This window comes from Streptomyces sp. NPDC016845 (genome assembly GCF_044332585.1).
Classification (GTDB): Bacteria; Actinomycetota; Actinomycetes; order Streptomycetales; family Streptomycetaceae; genus Streptomyces.
This window is the reverse complement of sequence record NZ_JBIRPI010000022.1, coordinates 74,081-88,294: the sequence shown is the minus strand read 5'-3', so window position 1 is coordinate 88,294 and position 14,214 is coordinate 74,081. Positions and strand designations below refer to the sequence as shown.

14 protein-coding genes and 3 tRNA genes are annotated in these 14,214 nt (G+C 71.0%); 9 read left to right on the top strand and 8 right to left on the bottom strand.

Annotation, left to right across the window (positions count from 1 at the left end; genetic code table 11):
* The first annotated feature begins 14 nt into the window (after window positions 1–14).
* On the top strand, window positions 15–1,460 hold the full coding sequence (locus ACH4RC_RS34425) for a N,N-dimethylformamidase beta subunit family domain-containing protein (RefSeq protein ID WP_398207951.1): 1,446 nt from the start codon (window positions 15–17) through the stop codon (window positions 1,458–1,460).
* Between the two features lie 91 nt (window positions 1,461–1,551).
* Complete coding sequence (locus ACH4RC_RS34420) at window positions 1,552–2,454, top strand: phosphoribosylaminoimidazolesuccinocarboxamide synthase (RefSeq protein ID WP_398207862.1); 903 nt, start codon at window positions 1,552–1,554, stop codon at window positions 2,452–2,454.
* 58 nt (window positions 2,455–2,512) lie between these two features.
* Here ACH4RC_RS34420 and ACH4RC_RS34415 read toward each other — a convergent pair.
* The 8 genes from ACH4RC_RS34415 to ACH4RC_RS34380 form a co-directional block, all read right to left on the bottom strand.
* Window positions 2,513–2,588 (bottom strand) — tRNA-Gly (locus tag ACH4RC_RS34415).
* A gap of 45 nt (window positions 2,589–2,633) precedes the next feature.
* A complete protein-coding gene (locus tag ACH4RC_RS34410) occupies window positions 2,634–3,242 on the bottom strand; it encodes a response regulator (RefSeq protein ID WP_398207860.1) in 609 nt (202 codons plus the stop codon).
* On the bottom strand, window positions 3,242–4,522 hold the full coding sequence (locus ACH4RC_RS34405) for a sensor histidine kinase (RefSeq protein ID WP_398207858.1): 1,281 nt from the start codon (window positions 4,520–4,522) through the stop codon (window positions 3,242–3,244). Before ACH4RC_RS34405 ends, ACH4RC_RS34410 begins: the two co-directional genes overlap by 1 nt.
* A gap of 18 nt (window positions 4,523–4,540) precedes the next feature.
* Window positions 4,541–5,323, bottom strand: a complete 783-nt coding sequence (locus ACH4RC_RS34400; protein ID WP_398207856.1) for an ABC transporter permease — start codon at window positions 5,321–5,323, stop codon at window positions 4,541–4,543.
* The gene (locus ACH4RC_RS34395) at window positions 5,320–6,303 is read right to left on the bottom strand and encodes an ABC transporter ATP-binding protein (RefSeq protein ID WP_398207855.1); all 984 of its coding nucleotides are present in this window, start codon (window positions 6,301–6,303) and stop codon (window positions 5,320–5,322) included. Before ACH4RC_RS34395 ends, ACH4RC_RS34400 begins: the two co-directional genes overlap by 4 nt.
* 130 nt (window positions 6,304–6,433) lie before the next feature.
* Window positions 6,434–6,509: transfer RNA gene (locus tag ACH4RC_RS34390), tRNA-Gly, on the bottom strand.
* A gap of 79 nt (window positions 6,510–6,588) precedes the next feature.
* Window positions 6,589–6,660, bottom strand: a tRNA-Gly gene (locus ACH4RC_RS34385).
* A gap of 134 nt (window positions 6,661–6,794) precedes the next feature.
* Entirely contained in the window at window positions 6,795–7,115 is a 321-nt protein-coding gene (locus ACH4RC_RS34380) for an Lsr2 family protein (protein WP_398207853.1), read from the bottom strand.
* Between the two features lie 343 nt (window positions 7,116–7,458).
* On the opposite strand from ACH4RC_RS34380, the gene purS reads away from it, so the two are divergent.
* The 7 genes from purS (at window position 7,459) to ACH4RC_RS34345 (ending at window position 14,207) form a co-directional block, all read left to right on the top strand.
* Window positions 7,459–7,758, top strand: coding sequence for a phosphoribosylformylglycinamidine synthase subunit PurS (gene purS / locus ACH4RC_RS34375; RefSeq protein WP_398207851.1), 300 nt, complete (start codon window positions 7,459–7,461; stop codon window positions 7,756–7,758).
* Window positions 7,755–8,438: a phosphoribosylformylglycinamidine synthase subunit PurQ gene (purQ, locus tag ACH4RC_RS34370; protein WP_324774090.1), complete on the top strand. Its 684-nt coding sequence runs from the start codon at window positions 7,755–7,757 to the stop codon at window positions 8,436–8,438. The genes purS and purQ overlap by 4 nt, the downstream gene beginning before the upstream one ends.
* Window positions 8,435–10,696, top strand: a complete 2,262-nt coding sequence (purL, locus tag ACH4RC_RS34365; RefSeq protein ID WP_398207849.1) for a phosphoribosylformylglycinamidine synthase subunit PurL — start codon at window positions 8,435–8,437, stop codon at window positions 10,694–10,696. Before purQ ends, purL begins: the two co-directional genes overlap by 4 nt.
* A gap of 167 nt (window positions 10,697–10,863) precedes the next feature.
* A complete protein-coding gene (locus ACH4RC_RS34360) occupies window positions 10,864–11,382 on the top strand; it encodes an ArsR family transcriptional regulator (RefSeq protein ID WP_398207847.1) in 519 nt (172 codons plus the stop codon).
* Window positions 11,383–11,427: 45 nt separating this feature from the next.
* Window positions 11,428–12,438 (top strand): murein hydrolase activator EnvC family protein, encoded by a 1,011-nt coding sequence (locus tag ACH4RC_RS34355; protein ID WP_398207950.1) that lies wholly within the window; start codon window positions 11,428–11,430, stop codon window positions 12,436–12,438.
* Between the two features lie 10 nt (window positions 12,439–12,448).
* Window positions 12,449–13,276 carry a sterol carrier family protein gene (locus tag ACH4RC_RS34350; protein WP_398207845.1) on the top strand — a complete coding sequence of 276 codons (828 nt, stop codon included), beginning with the start codon at window positions 12,449–12,451 and terminating at the stop codon, window positions 13,274–13,276.
* Between the two features lie 64 nt (window positions 13,277–13,340).
* Complete coding sequence (locus ACH4RC_RS34345; protein ID WP_398207843.1) at window positions 13,341–14,207, top strand: META domain-containing protein; 867 nt, start codon at window positions 13,341–13,343, stop codon at window positions 14,205–14,207.
* Window positions 14,208–14,214 lie beyond the last annotated feature (7 nt).

The following is a 14,214-nucleotide window of genomic DNA, read 5'->3' as shown; positions in this document are numbered from 1 at the left end:
GGGAGTCGGGCGCGATGGCGCACGCGGTCAGCGACCCGTTCGGCCAGGGCCCGCTGCCCTGGCTGCGCGGCAGCGAGAACTACTTCGACGACACCGGCCAGGTCGTGCCCTGGTACGTGGACACGGTCGCGCAGTCCGGCGGCGTGGGCCCGATCCCGTCGCCGCGCACCAACGGCCCGCGCACCGCCGACGACGTGCACCGCCAGATCAAAGGATTCGCCTCCACCGGGGCCGCCGCGCCCGGCGAGGCGATCGACTTCCACATCACGGTCGACCCGCCGCAGCAGTTCAGCGTGGACATCTACCGCATCGGCCACTACGGCGGCGACGGCGCCCGCAAGATCACCACGAGCCCGCGCCTGTCCGGCATCGTCCAGCCCGCCCCGCTGACCGCCGACCGCACGGTCTCCTGCCACCACTGGTGGCTCTCCTGGCGCCTGCAGATCCCGTCGTACTGGAACGTGGGGGCGTACGTGGCCGTCCTCACCACCGTCGGCGGCCACCGCTCGCACGTTCCCTTCACGGTCCGCGACGCCCAGCCCGCCGACCTGCTCCTGCTGCTGCCGGACGTCACCTGGCAGGCGTACAACCTGTATCCGGAGGACGGCCGGACCGGCGCCAGCCTCTACCACGCGTGGGACGAGGCGGGCCGGCTCCTCGGCGAGGGCGAGGCCGCGATCACGGTCTCCTTCGACCGGCCGTACGCGGGCGCGGGCCTGCCCCTGCACGTGGGCCACGCCTACGACTTCATCCGCTGGGCCGAGCGGTACGGCTACGACCTCGCCTACGCCGACGCCCGTGACCTGCACGCGGGCCGCATCGACCCGACGCGCTACCGGGGCCTGGTCTTCCCCGGCCACGACGAGTACTGGTCGGCGAACATGCGCCGCACCACCGAGCTGGCCCGCGAGTCCGGCACCTCCCTCGTCTTCCTCTCCGCCAACACCATGTACTGGCAGGTCGAGCTGGGCCCGTCGGCGTCCGGTGTGCCGGACCGGCTGCTGACCTGCCGCAAGCGGCGCGGGCCCGGGAAACCGGCGCTCTGGCGCGAGATCGACAAACCCGAGCAGCAGCTCCTGGGCATCCAGTACGCGGGCCGTGTCCCCGAGCCGCACCCCTTGGTCGTACGGAACGCGGACCACTGGCTGTGGGAGGCGACGGGCGCGCACGAGGGCGACGAGATCGAGGGCCTGGTCGCCGGGGAGGCCGACCGTTACTTCCCGCGCACGGCCCTGCCCGAGCACGAGGACCGCATCCTGCTCGCCCACTCCCCGTACCGGGACGGCGACACGGTCCGCCGCCATCAGGAGACGTCCCTGTACCGGGCGCCGTCGGGCGCGCTGGTCTTCGCGTCCGGGACGTTCGCCTGGTCCCCGGCGCTCGACCGGCCGGGCCACGTCGACCCGCGGATCCAGCGCGCGACGGCCAACCTGCTCGACCGCATCTGCAAACGGGACTGAACGCGCGGCGCCGCGCGCCACCCCTGGCCAGAACTCGTCCCCTCGTACGGGAGAATCAGGGAGCACTCGTACAGAACCACGGGGAGGAACCGTGTCCGGATTCGTCGAAAAGCCCGAGCCTCCGCAGGTGCCGGGCCTGACGCACCTCCACACCGGCAAGGTGCGGGAGCTGTACCAGAACGACACGGGCGACCTGATCATGGTCGCCAGTGACCGCCTGTCCGCCTACGACTGGGTGCTGCCCTCGCTGATCCCGGACAAGGGCCGCGTCCTGACCCAGCTCTCGCTGTGGTGGTTCGAGCAGCTCCAGGACCTCATGCCGAACCACGTGATCTCCACGGAGCTGCCGGCCGGCGCCCCCGCCGACTGGGCGGGCCGCACGCTCGTCTGCAAGTCCCTGGAGATGGTCCCGGTCGAGTGCGTGGCCCGCGGCTACCTCACCGGCTCCGGGCTCGTGGAGTACAACGAGACGCGTACGGTCTGCGGCCTCGCCCTGCCCCACGGTCTGGAGGACGGCTCGGAGCTGCCCGCGCCGATCTTCACCCCGGCCACCAAGGCGGAGGTCGGCGAGCACGACGAGAACGTCAGCTACGAGGAGGTCGCCCGCCAGGTCGGCGCCGAGACCGCCGCGCAGCTGCGCCAGTCGACGCTCGCCGTCTACAGCAGGGCCCGGGACATCGCGCGCGAGCGCGGCATCATCCTGGCCGACACGAAGTTCGAGTTCGGCTTCGACAAGGAGGGCGCGCTGCTCCTTGCCGACGAGGTGCTCACCCCGGACTCCTCGCGCTTCTGGCCGGCCGACCAGTGGCAGCCGGGCCGCGCGCAGCCCAGCTACGACAAGCAGTTCGTGCGCGACTGGCTGACCTCGGACGCCTCCGGCTGGGACCGCAAGAGCGAGCAGCCTCCGCCACCCCTGCCCGAGGACGTCGTCGCGGCGACGCGCGGCAAGTACATCGAGGCGTACGAGCTGCTGACCGGGACGCCCTGGTCGTAGCCCCGCGGCTGGATACGCCGAGAGCCCCGGTCCTGAGGACCGGGGCTCTCGTACGATCTGGAGCGAACGACCGGGTTCGAACCGGCGACCTCAACCTTGGCAAGGTTGCGCTCTACCAACTGAGCTACGTTCGCAAGCTCCGCTTTCGCGGTGCTCCGTGCGCCGAAGCGCGACGCCTACTATACCCAACCCCGCTCGCGCGCGATCCGCACCGCCGCGTGCCGGTTCTCGGCGCCGAGCTTCGAGACGGCCGACGACAGGTAGTTCCGCACGGTGCCCTGCGACAGCGCGGCCCGCTCGGCGATCTCCGTGACGGGCGCCCCGTCGGCCGCCAGCTCAAGCACCTCGGCCTCGCGCGCGGTCAGCGGCGAGTCCCCGGCGGAGATCGCGTCGGCCGCCAACTCCGGGTCCACGTAACGGTTCCCGGCGTGCACGGTCCGGATGATCTCGGCGAGCCGCTGCGCGCTGACGGTCTTCGGCACGAACCCGCGCACGCCTGCGGCCAGTGCCCGTTTCAGATGCCCGGGACGCCCATGACTGGTCACGATCATGGTCCGGCAGCCGGGCAGCTCGGCCCGGAGCGTTGTGGCCACACTCACACCGTCGGCGCCCGGCATCTGCAGATCGAGCACGGCGACATCGGGAGTGTGCGCCCGCGCCATGGCGAGCGCCTCGGGCCCACTGGCCGCCTCGGCGACCACGACGAGATCCTCCTCAAGGGAGAGCAGGGCGGCGAGCGCGCCCCGGATCAGGTGCTCGTCATCGGCGAGCAGGACACGCAACGCCATCAGGCCCCCTCCTCCCGCTCGGGCCGCGCCGCGGGTGTCGCTGTCGCCGCCGCGGCCGCAGCCGCATTCGTCACCGGCACCGGCACGGTCGCCGTCAGGCGGAACGTCCCGTCCCGCACCACAGCAGCCTTCAACGTCCCCTCCAGTACCGCCAGCCGCTCCCGCAGCCCGGCGAGGCCCGAGCCCCTGCCACCCGTGCCGGACTCGCCGGCCCCGTCGTTCTCCACGGTCAGCAGAATCTCCCTCGGCCCCTTCGCCAGCTCCACCCGGCAGGCCGTCGCGTCGCCGTGCCGCAGGACGTTCGTCGTGGCCTCCCGGACGACCCAGCCGAGCGCGGACTGCACCTCGGGCGGGAGCCCGGCCGCGGACCCGGACACCGTGCAGTCGATTCCGGCGGCACTCAAGACACCGCGCGCCCCCGCCAGTTCGGCGCCGAGATCGGCTTCGCGATAGCCCCGTACGACATCGCGTACCTCCTTCTGCGAGTCCTGCGCGATGCGCTGTACCTCGATCATCTGGGTCACGGCGTCCTCGGTCCGTCCGCGCCGGGCCAGCTGGACCGCCAGCTCGCTCTTGAGGGCGACCACGGCGAGATTGCGGCCCATGACGTCGTGCAGGTCGCGGCCGAACCGGAGACGTTCCTCGGCGACGGCGAGCCGGGCCTCGACCTCGCGGGCATGCTCGGAATCCCACATGACGCCGAGGTTCCAGGCGCTGCACCGTGCGCACAGCAGCTCCAGGGGGATGGTGAGGCCCAGTACGAGGGCGACCGCGGCGAGCTGGCCGAGATTGTCGCTCACGGTCGCGAACAGGGCCACGGCGGCGGCGACGGCGAGCGCGCCGCGCTTCAGGAACGTGGAAACCGGCACCGTCAAGACGTACGCGCCGCCGAACGGCATCGGCACGAACAGCAGCGGTAGCGCGATCATGCCGTCAGGGGCGACGCTGTCCGTCGCGATGAGCGCGGCGATCAGTCCGAGCGCCACGACGGTCAGGCCCGCCGCCGTACGGGTCAGGGTGGGCGGCACGGTGCCGCGCCCCAGGTACTGGTCCAGGGCGGCGTTCACATGGCGGTTGGCGACGGCGCACTGGACCACGTTCACCGCGGCCAGCGCGGCGCCCAGGGCCACGGCGACGTCCCCGCGGTGCAGACAGCCGGCCAGCGTGGGTCCTGACCAGGCAAGGAAGTACAGCCAGTTGACGGCCCGCAGCATGATGCGGCTCTGCCACTCGACCCGCTCGATCTTGCTGTGCGCCCGCCACCGGCCCCGCGTCCACACCGCTGTGCTCCCCCCGCCTCACCGTCGTGGCTCCCAGCGGAACCACCGGCGTACAGCAAACACCGCGAGGACGATCCAGGCCACCGACGTGGCGAGGGCGCCGAGGGCGTCGTAGGCGCTCAGCTCGCCGCTCCAGCCGCCGCGGACCAGGGTCAGCGGTCCGGTGAGCGGCAGCAGTTCGCACAGGGAGGCCAGCTTGTCCGGCATGACCTCAAGCGGGACGAAGGTGCCCGAGCCGAACATCGAGACGAGCACCATCGGCATGGCGGCGACCTGCGCGCTCTCCACACTGCGGCTGAAGACGGTGGTCACCGCGGCGAGCGCGACACACAGCGGGAAGCCCAACAGGAGACCCAGCACGGCGTACTGAGGCGCGCCGGGGGCGCCCACGTCGAGCGCCACGCTGCACGCGGCGGCCAGGACGACGCACTGGACGAGCCCGATCGCGACGGACGGCAGCGCCGCCCCGGTGAGGATCTCGGTGTCGCGCAGCTCGCCGGTGCGCAGCCGCTTGAGGACGAGTTCCTCGCGCCGTGCCGCGTACACGCTGACCAGCGCGCTGTAGACGGCGAAGAGCAGGGAGAAGCCGATGGCCCCGGTCAGCACGACGACCCCGACGCTGAGACCGGTGCCCTTCAGCGCCTCCTCGTCGAGGGACGCGCTTGCGCTGAACGGCAGCACCAGAGGCACGAACACGGCGCTGAACAGCACGCCCTTGCTCCGTCCGAGCAAGGTCAGTTCGGCCCGCGCGAGGGCCCGCAGACGTCCCGCCGGGGTGGTCGTCATCGTCGCCGTGCTCATGCCGCCATCTCCTTCGCCCGCTCGTCGCCCCGCTGTACGGGTCCGTCCTTCGCGTCCCGCGCGATCCGCAGGAACGCCTCTTCGAGGGAGGCCCCGCGCACATCGAGGCGGCGCAGTTCCACACCCGCGTCCCTGGCCCAGACGAGCAGTCCGGTGGCGGCGCGCTGGAGTTCGTCGGTACGAAGGCGGACCATGCGCCCGTTGATCTCGTGGTCGCCGACGCCGAGCGAGCCGAGTGGCGGAAGATCGCCCACGTGGTAGCCGTCAGGCAGCTCGAACGAGACGTGCGAGGGCTGAGCGGCGACGACCTCGTCCACGCGCCCCTCGGCGGCGATCCGCCCCTCGTGCAGGATGGCCAGCCGGTCGGCGAGCGACTCCGCCTCTTCGAGGTAGTGGGTGGTGAGCAGCACGGTCGTGCCGTCGGTGCGCAGGCGGCGCACCAGTTCCCAGGTCTCGCGGCGCCCCTCGGCGTCGAGCCCGGTCGTCGGCTCGTCGAGGAAGAGCACCTCGGGCCGGCCGATCAGCGCGAGCGCGAGGTCGAGCCGTCGCTTCTCGCCGCCGGACAGCTGCTTGACCCGGACCTTCCCGCGGCCGGTGAGCCCCACCATCTCCAGGGCTTCCCCGACGGGCCGCGCCCCGCTGGTGCAGCCGGCCCACATCCGTACGGTCTCGGCGACGGTCAGCTCGGCGGGGAACCCGCCCTCCTGGAGCATGACGCCGATCCGCGGCCGTAGGCGGTCGCGCTCTGCGCGCGGGTCGTGGCCGAGCACCCGCACCTGGCCGCCGGCAGGGGCCGCGAGTCCTTCGAGGAGTTCGACGGTGGAGGTCTTGCCCGCGCCGTTGGTGCCGAGAAGGGCGAAGAGTTCGCCGCGGCCCACGGAGAAGCTGATTCCGCGCACCGCCTCGTAGGAGCCCTGTTTGCCGCCCCCGTACACGCGGCGCAGATCAGTGACATCGATCACGCGCTCGTTGCTGGTCATGTGTCCAGCCTCGCGGCGGCCGGGGGCGGAAAGCAGTGCGCGCTGTCATCGGCCCGCATGACAAATGTCAGGTGCCTCACGCACGCATGCGAAAGGCCCCGGATCCTGTGGATCCGGGGCCTTTCCTTTCTGGAGCGAACGACCGGGTTCGAACCGGCGACCTCAACCTTGGCAAGGTTGCGCTCTACCAACTGAGCTACGTTCGCATTGCCTCCGACCAGCTCTCACTGACCGGCGCGAGCATCAGCCTACCGCACTCGCAGGAGTGCCTGGTACGCGATGCGGAGCGGGTGACAGGAATTGCACACTGCGCCTTCCCCCTGGAAGGGGGATGTTCTACTACTGAACTACACCCGCACAACCTCGTGGGCTGCGGCTTTGTCGGCCTTGCCCCTCGGCGTGCTCCAGACTTTAGCCGACCGCCGGGGGTGCAGCGCAAGTCGGTTGTGCCGAGGGGCTCCTGACGGGGCACAGCCGTCGGCCGGCGCCCCTCAGTTGGCCTCGGCGAACGCCTCGTAGACCCGCTTCGGGATCCGGCCGCGCGGCGGCACCTCGAACCGGTTGGAGCGGGCCCAGGCGCGCACGGCGGCCGGGTCCGGGCTCAGATCGGTGTGGGTGAACGCCTTGCCGGTCCGGCTGGAGCGCTTGCGGCCCGCCTCCAGGTACGGGGCCAGGGCCGAGCGGAGTTTCTCGGCATTGGCTTGATTGAGGTCGATCTCGTACGACCTGCCGTCGAGACCGAAGACGACCGTTTCCGCCGCTTCCCCGCCGTCGATGTCGTCAAAGAGAGTGACCACGACACGCTGCGCCACGAATATCGGTCCCTTCGTCCGGCACCCCCGCTTTGACGTGCGGTGATGTCGACTGTCCAGCTCTGTATGAGCAATGCTCGGGCTAAACGCGCGCCCGAGTGCAGGCAGGCTGCCTGTATGCGCCATTTCCTTTTTACCCTGCCCGGCATTGTGCTGGGAAGACCAGTTAATAACCTGCGCGTGTCCGCGGCGCGAGTTATCCGGAGTCTTTCCCGCGATTTTCCGTGCGGATCTCCACTTGTTGCCGTAACGTGACGCGGCTCTCGTAGCTTCCTACCGTCTACGCGAGTAGAAGATTTGGGCAGGTACGCTGAACGGACCTGCTCAGCACCACACACCGGGAGTGCCAGTGGCACGCGTCGTAGTCGACGTCATGCTCAAGCCGGAGATCCTCGACCCCCAGGGCCAGGCGGTGCAGCGCGCGCTGCCGCGCCTCGGTTTCGACGGCATCTCCGACGTTCGCCAGGGAAAGCGATTCGAGCTCGAAGTGGACGGGCCGGTGGATGACGCCGCCCTCGCCCGTATCCACGAGCTCGCGGAAAGCTTCCTCGCCAACACGGTGATCGAGAACTTCATCGTGAAGGTGGAAGACGCCGCGGGCGCGGAAGAGCCCGTTTCCTCCGCGGCGGGGGCCGAAAAGTGACCGCTCGTATTGGCGTCGTCACCTTTCCGGGTTCCCTCGACGACCGGGACACCCAGCGCGCGATCCGCCTTGCCGGTGCCGAGCCGGTTGCCCTGTGGCACAAGGACAAGGATCTGAAGCAGGTCGACGCGGTCGTCCTGCCCGGCGGATTCAGTTACGGCGATTACCTGCGCGCGGGCGCCATCTCGCGTTTCTCGCCGGTCATGGAGACGCTGATCGACCAGGCGAAGGCGGGCCTGCCCGTCCTCGGCATCTGCAACGGGTTCCAGGTCCTCACCGAGGCCCACCTGCTCCCCGGCGGCATGCTCGGCAACGACCACCTGCACTTCATCTGCCGCGACCAGAAGCTGCGCGTGGAGAGTGCGGACACCGCCTGGACCGCCGACTACGAGGCCGGCCAGGAGATCCACATCCCGCTGAAGAACATGGACGGGCGGTACGTCGCCGACGAGCGCACGCTCGACATGCTGGAGGCGGAGGGCCGCGTCGTCTTCCGCTACCTCGACGTCAACCCGAACGGCTCGCTGCGCGACATCGCCGGCATCACGAACGAGGCGGGCAACGTCGTCGGTCTGATGCCGCACCCGGAGCACGCCGTGGAGCCCCTCGTCGGCTCCGGCCGCACCGACGGCCTCCCCTTCTTCACCTCGATCCTCAAGAAGCTGGTCGCCGCCTCATGAGCCTCGACACCGTAGAGAACGCGAGCAAGACCCCCGACGTCGAGCTCCCCTGGGCCGAACTCGGCCTCAAGAAGGAGGAGTACGCGCGCGTGGTCGAGATTCTTGGCCGTCGCCCGACCGGCGCCGAGCTCGCCATGTACTCGGTCATGTGGTCCGAGCACTGCTCGTACAAGTCCTCCAAGGTCCACCTGCGCCAGTTCGGCGAGAAGGCGCCGCAGTCGGACGCCATGCTCGTCGGCATCGGTGAGAACGCCGGTGTGGTCGACGTCGGCCAGGGCTACGCCGTCACCTTCAAGGTGGAGTCCCACAACCACCCCTCCTACGTCGAGCCCTACCAGGGCGCGGCCACGGGCGTGGGCGGCATCGTGCGCGACATCATCGCGATGGGTGCGCGGCCGGTCGCCGTGGTCGACCCGCTGCGCTTCGGCGCCGCCGACCACCCCGACACCAAGCGCGTGCTGCCCGGCGTCGTCGCCGGCATCGGCGGCTACGGCAACTGCCTGGGCCTGCCGAACATCGGCGGCGAGGTCGTCTTCGACGCCTGCTACCAGGGGAACCCGCTGGTCAACGCCGGTGCCATCGGTGTCATGAGGCACGAGGACATCCACCTCGCCAAGGCGTCAGGCGCGGGTAACAAGGTCATCATGTACGGGGCCCGGACGGGCGGCGACGGCATCGGCGGCGCCTCCATCCTGGCCTCCGAGACCTTCGACGACGCCAAGCCGTCGAAGCGCCCCGCCGTGCAGGTCGGTGACCCGTTCCAGGAGAAGCTGCTCATCGAGTGCACCCTGGAGGCGTTCGCCGAGAAGCTCGTCGTCGGCATCCAGGACCTCGGCGCGGCAGGTATCTCCTGCGCCACGAGCGAGCTGGCGTCCAACGGCTCGGGCGGTATGCGCGTCGAGCTGGACGACGTACCGCTGCGCGACTCCACGCTCTCGCCCGAGGAGATCCTCATGAGCGAGTCGCAGGAACGCATGTGCGCCGTCGTGGAGCCGGAGAAGGTCGACCGCTTCCTGGAGATCTGCGAGAAGTGGGACGTCATCGCCACCGTCATCGGTGAGGTGACCGACGGCGACCGCCTGGAGATCTTCTGGCACGGCGAGAAGATCGTCGACGTCGACCCGCGCACGGTCGCCCATGACGGCCCGGTCTATGAGCGCCCCTACGCGCGCCCCGAGTGGCAGGACGCGCTCCAGGCCGACGACGCGAACAAGCTGCCGCGCCCTTCCTCGAGCGATGAGCTGAAGGCGCAGGTCCTCGCGCTCGTCTCCTCGCCGAACCAGGCGTCCAAGAAGTGGATCACCTCGCAGTACGACCACTTCGTGCAGGGCAACACCGTCCTCGCGCAGCCCGAGGACTCGGGCATGATCCGCATCGACGAGGAGACCGGCCTCGGCGTCGCCATCGCGACGGACGGCAACGGCCGGTACGCGAAGCTCGACCCGTACACGGGCGCGCAGCTCGCCCTCGCGGAGGCGTACCGCAACGTCGCGACGACGGGCGCCAAGCCCCTCGCGGTCTCCGACTGCCTGAACTTCGGCTCGCCCGAGGACCCGGCCGTCATGTGGCAGTTCTCGGAGGCCGTCCGCGGTCTCGCCGACGGCTGCCTGCAGCTCGGCACCCCGGTGACCGGCGGCAACGTGTCGCTCTACAACCAGACGGGCGAGGCGGCCATCCACCCGACGCCGGTCGTCGCGGTCCTGGGCGTCATCGACGACGTGGCCCGCCGCACCCCGGTCGCCTTCCGGGAGGAGGGCCAGCTGCTCTACCTTCTCGGCGACACCCGCGAGGAGTTCGGCGGTTCGGCCTGGTCGCAGGTGGTCCACGACCACCTCGGCGGGCTTCCGCCGCAGGTCGACCTGGAGCGCGAGCGGCTGCTCGGCGACATCCTCATCTCGGCCTCCCGCGACGGCATGATCGACGCGGCGCACGACCTCTCCGACGGCGGTCTGGTCCAGGCCGTCATCGAGTCGGCGCTCCTCGGCGACAAGGGCGCGCGCCTGGTCGTCCCGGACGGGCTGGACGCGTTCACGTTCCTCTTCTCCGAGTCGGCGGGCCGCGCGGTCGTCGCCGTCCCGAGGAGCGAGGAGCTGCGGTTCACCGACATGTGCGGGGCGCGGGGTCTGCCCGTCACGCGCATCGGAGTCGTGGACGGTTCGGGCGCCGAGGCGACGGTGGACGTGCAGGGCGAGTTCGCTCTGCCGCTGTCGGAGCTGCGCGAGGCGCACGAGGGGACGATCCCGGCGCTGCTGGCGTAAGCGTTTCTCAGGCGTCTCAGGCGTCTCAGGTCTCGAGCCTCTTGGGCCTCTTGGGCGTCTTGAGCATTGAAGTCCCCTGCCCGGGTCGGGCAGGGGACTTCGTCGTGTTCTCGGGTTCGCTCGAACGAGGGATTGCTCGGTTCTACGTAATTACGTAATCTCGATGCATGACGAATCTTGAGCGGCGCGTCGCCGAGCTGGAGCGGCGGCTCGACGCCTTGGAGAGCGGGCACGGGAGCGGCGCCGAAGCGCCGACGGTCGCCCCGGGCACGTTCTGGGCGCTCGAAGGGCTGAAGGAGCAGCTCGCCGACGTCGCGAGCGGAGGCGTGCTGTTCACCGGGGCGGTGCGCCTGCCGGGCCCGGAGGAGGGCCGGAGATACGAGTGGCAGTACGGGGCTGTCACCGACGAGCTGCTCGCGTCCGACTGGACGGACGTGGCCGAGGCGTTCGCGGCGCTGGGCCACGCCCTGCGGCTCAGACTGCTCCGCGAGGTCCTGGGCGGCCGCACCTCGGCCACGGAGCTGGCCGAGCTGGACGACGTGGGGACCAGCGGCCAGATCTACCACCACCTGCGGCAACTGACCGCTGCCGGGTGGCTGCGCTCAGCGGGACGGGGGCGCTATGAGGTCCCGGCAGGCCGGGTCGTGCCACTCCTGGTGGCACTGACCGCGGCGCGACCGGCCTGAGGAGACAGAGGAAGACGAGCGGTACGAACTGGGGGAACCATGACGGTGGGTAAGCGCAAAGCGGCGATGGTGACCTATCGCCTGCTGCAGCTGGTGTTCCTGGCCATGATCGTCGGAGAGCTCATCGACGGCTGGCCGCTGCCGTGGGGCTGGGCGTTCCTGCCGGGAGGACTCTCCTTCGCGCTGGCCTTGGCCCTCGGCCGGTCCGGGCCGAAGCCCACGGACCCCGCCCGGGAGCCGGTCGAGGTGGCCGCGCTGGTGCGTGGGCGCTGGTCCGCGGTGAACAGCCCGGCCGACAAGGTGCCGAGCCACGGCACGCACGCGTATGGGCAGACGTACGCGATCGACATCGTGGCGGAGGGGGAGACAGAGGCGGAGGGGGAGGCGGAGGTGGCAGGAGCCGAGGGACAGGGCGCCCGGCCCGGATTCGCGGCTGTGTGGCCCATAGCCCGGCGGCCCCGGTCCTTCCCCGCGTTCGGCGCACCGCTGCACGCCGTCGCCGATGCCACGGTCGTCCACGCCTCCGATTGGCGCCGCGACCATCTCAGCCGCAATTCCTGGCCGGGGTACGCCTACCTGATGTTGGTGGAGAGCGTGCTCCGGGAGGCCTTCGGCGCGGGCTGGATCGTCGGCAACCACGTGGTGCTCGACCTGGGCGACGGGGTCCACGCGATGTACGCGCATCTGCGTCGCGGCTCCCTCACCGTGCGCCCCGGCGATTGGGTCCGGGCCGGTCAGGTCCTGGCCCGGTGCGGCAACTCGGGCAACTCGACGGAGCCGCACGTCCACTTCCAGCTGATGGACGGGCCCGACCTGGACTCGGCGGCGGGCATCCCGTTCCGGTGGAGCGGGATCGGCGGAATCGGCGGGGTCGGGGTGCCGGGGAACGGCGAGATGTTCACGGCGTCCCCGGCGTTCCCTGATCCCGCGGCGACCGACGGCGCGGGATCAGGGAACGCAGGAGGCGCGGAGCGGGACGCAGGCGGCGCGGAGCGCGACCCGGACGAGGCGGAGCGCGACAGAACGGGCCCGAGCAGTGTCGGCGGGCGGGCGTAGGGTCGCCGACATGACTCCTTCGCCGACCGGGAGGGGCGCGGGCGCCCCGGGCAGGAAGCGCACCCGTACCTACGCTCCCGCCAAGATCCGCAATGCTGTGCTGGCCCAGTTCGGGAACGTACGGAAGGCGGCCGGGACCCTCACGTCGGAGCAGCTCGCGGGGCCGACGCGGCTCGGGGACTGGACCGTGCGGGAGCTGCTCGCGCACCTGTCGATGGCGCTCGGCGCGGTCGACCGGGCCCTCGATCAGCCGGAGCCGGGCAAGGCCGAGGTCGCCGCACTCGACTGGCCGTTCGTCACCGCGGCGAACGCCGGAGGCATCGCCGACCGCAGCCGGGCCATCGCCGCCGAGAACCCCGACATCCCGGTGCTGCTGGCCCGTACCGAGGAGCGTTTCGCGGTGAACCTGGACGACACCGCCGACAGCCGGGTGCTCGCGGTGGGGGCCGGCGCCATGACGTTCGCCGACTACCTGGTCACCCGTACCGTCGAGCTCGTCGTGCACACCGACGACCTGAACGACGCGGTGCCGGGGCTCGACGTCCCCGTCGACCGGCAGGCACTGGCCGCCTGCACGCGGCTGCTCGCCGACGCGCTCGCCGTGAAGGCGCCGGGCGCTTCGACGGAGGTGCGGATCCCGCCGTTCGCCGTCGTCCAGTGCGTCGAGGGGCCCCGGCACACGCGCGGCACCCCGCCGAACGTCGTCGAGACGGACCCGCTCACCTGGGTCCGCCTGGCCACGGGGCGTACGCGATGGACGGTGGCGATCGACGACGCGCTCGTCAGCGCCAGCGGTGAACGGGCCGATCTGACGGCCGTGTTGCCGATCATGGCCTGAACGGTCCTGCCGGATGTGGGTGCGGGGACGGAACCGAACACGGGGGTCGTCCCGTCACATCGGCATGTTCACGCAACGCAGTACCCGCGCCCTGTTCACCGCCGCTCTCCCCCTGGTCGCGCTCACCACCGTCGCGGCCTGCGGGAACGAGAAGGCGTCCGACGAGAACGCGTCCAACGCGAAGGCACCCGGCACGGTGGAGGTCGGTGGCGCCCCGGTCACCGGTGTCACCTGGCACGTGCGGAGCATGACGGTGAACGGGACGACGACCAAGGCACCGGACAGCGCACACCTGCAGTTCGTCTCGGACAAGCGTGTGCGCGGCAACTACGGCTGCAACGACTTCGACGCGCAGGCCGAGGTCGACGGCGACAGCGTCGACCTGGGCAAGGTGCGCACCACTCTCATGGCCTGCGCCGACAAGAAGGAGAGCGCGTTCGAGAAGAGCCTCGCCCGCGCACTCGCCGACAAGAACACCGTGCGGGCCGACGGCGACGACCGGCTCACCCTCACCCGCGCCAACGGGGACACCGTCACCCTGGCCGACGAACCCGAGCCGGACGGCGCCACGCTCACCGGCACCCGCTGGACCGTCGAGACCCTGCACCACGATGACGTGGCCGAGTCCCTGCCGAAGGCGGCGCGGGACCGGGCCCGGCTCGTCTTCGGCGAGGACGGCCACGTCGACGCTCGCCTCGGCTGCAACAGCGGCCGCGCCAAGGCCACCGTCAGGGACGGCCACATCGCCTTCTCCGCCCTGGTCAGCACCAAGATGGGCTGCGTCGGCGACGCCGCCGGGGTGGAGAGGGCGATGAAGAAGGTCCTCGGCGGCGACGCGACCGTGGCGTACGAGATCAAGGGCGACACCCTCACCCTGACCGCGCCCGACGGCACGGGCGTCGGCCTCACCGCGCGGAAGCAGAAGGCGTGAGGGTGCG

Bases quoted from the DNA above. Each gene is read 5' to 3' on its own strand.
- ACH4RC_RS34425 (WP_398207951.1), top strand. From the start codon at position 15: ATGGCGCACGCGGTCAGCGACCCGTTCGGCCAGGGCCCGCTGCCCTGG.
- ACH4RC_RS34410 (WP_398207860.1), bottom strand. From the start codon at position 3,242: ATGGCGTTGCGTGTCCTGCTCGCCGATGACGAGCACCTGATCCGGGGC.
- ACH4RC_RS34400 (WP_398207856.1), bottom strand. From the start codon at position 5,323: ATGAGCACGGCGACGATGACGACCACCCCGGCGGGACGTCTGCGGGCC.
- ACH4RC_RS34395 (WP_398207855.1), bottom strand. From the start codon at position 6,303: ATGACCAGCAACGAGCGCGTGATCGATGTCACTGATCTGCGCCGCGTG.
- purL (WP_398207849.1), top strand. From the start codon at position 8,435: ATGAGCCTCGACACCGTAGAGAACGCGAGCAAGACCCCCGACGTCGAG.
- ACH4RC_RS34360 (WP_398207847.1), top strand. From the start codon at position 10,864: ATGACGAATCTTGAGCGGCGCGTCGCCGAGCTGGAGCGGCGGCTCGAC.
- ACH4RC_RS34350 (WP_398207845.1), top strand. From the start codon at position 12,449: ATGACTCCTTCGCCGACCGGGAGGGGCGCGGGCGCCCCGGGCAGGAAG.
- ACH4RC_RS34345 (WP_398207843.1), top strand. From the start codon at position 13,341: ATGTTCACGCAACGCAGTACCCGCGCCCTGTTCACCGCCGCTCTCCCC.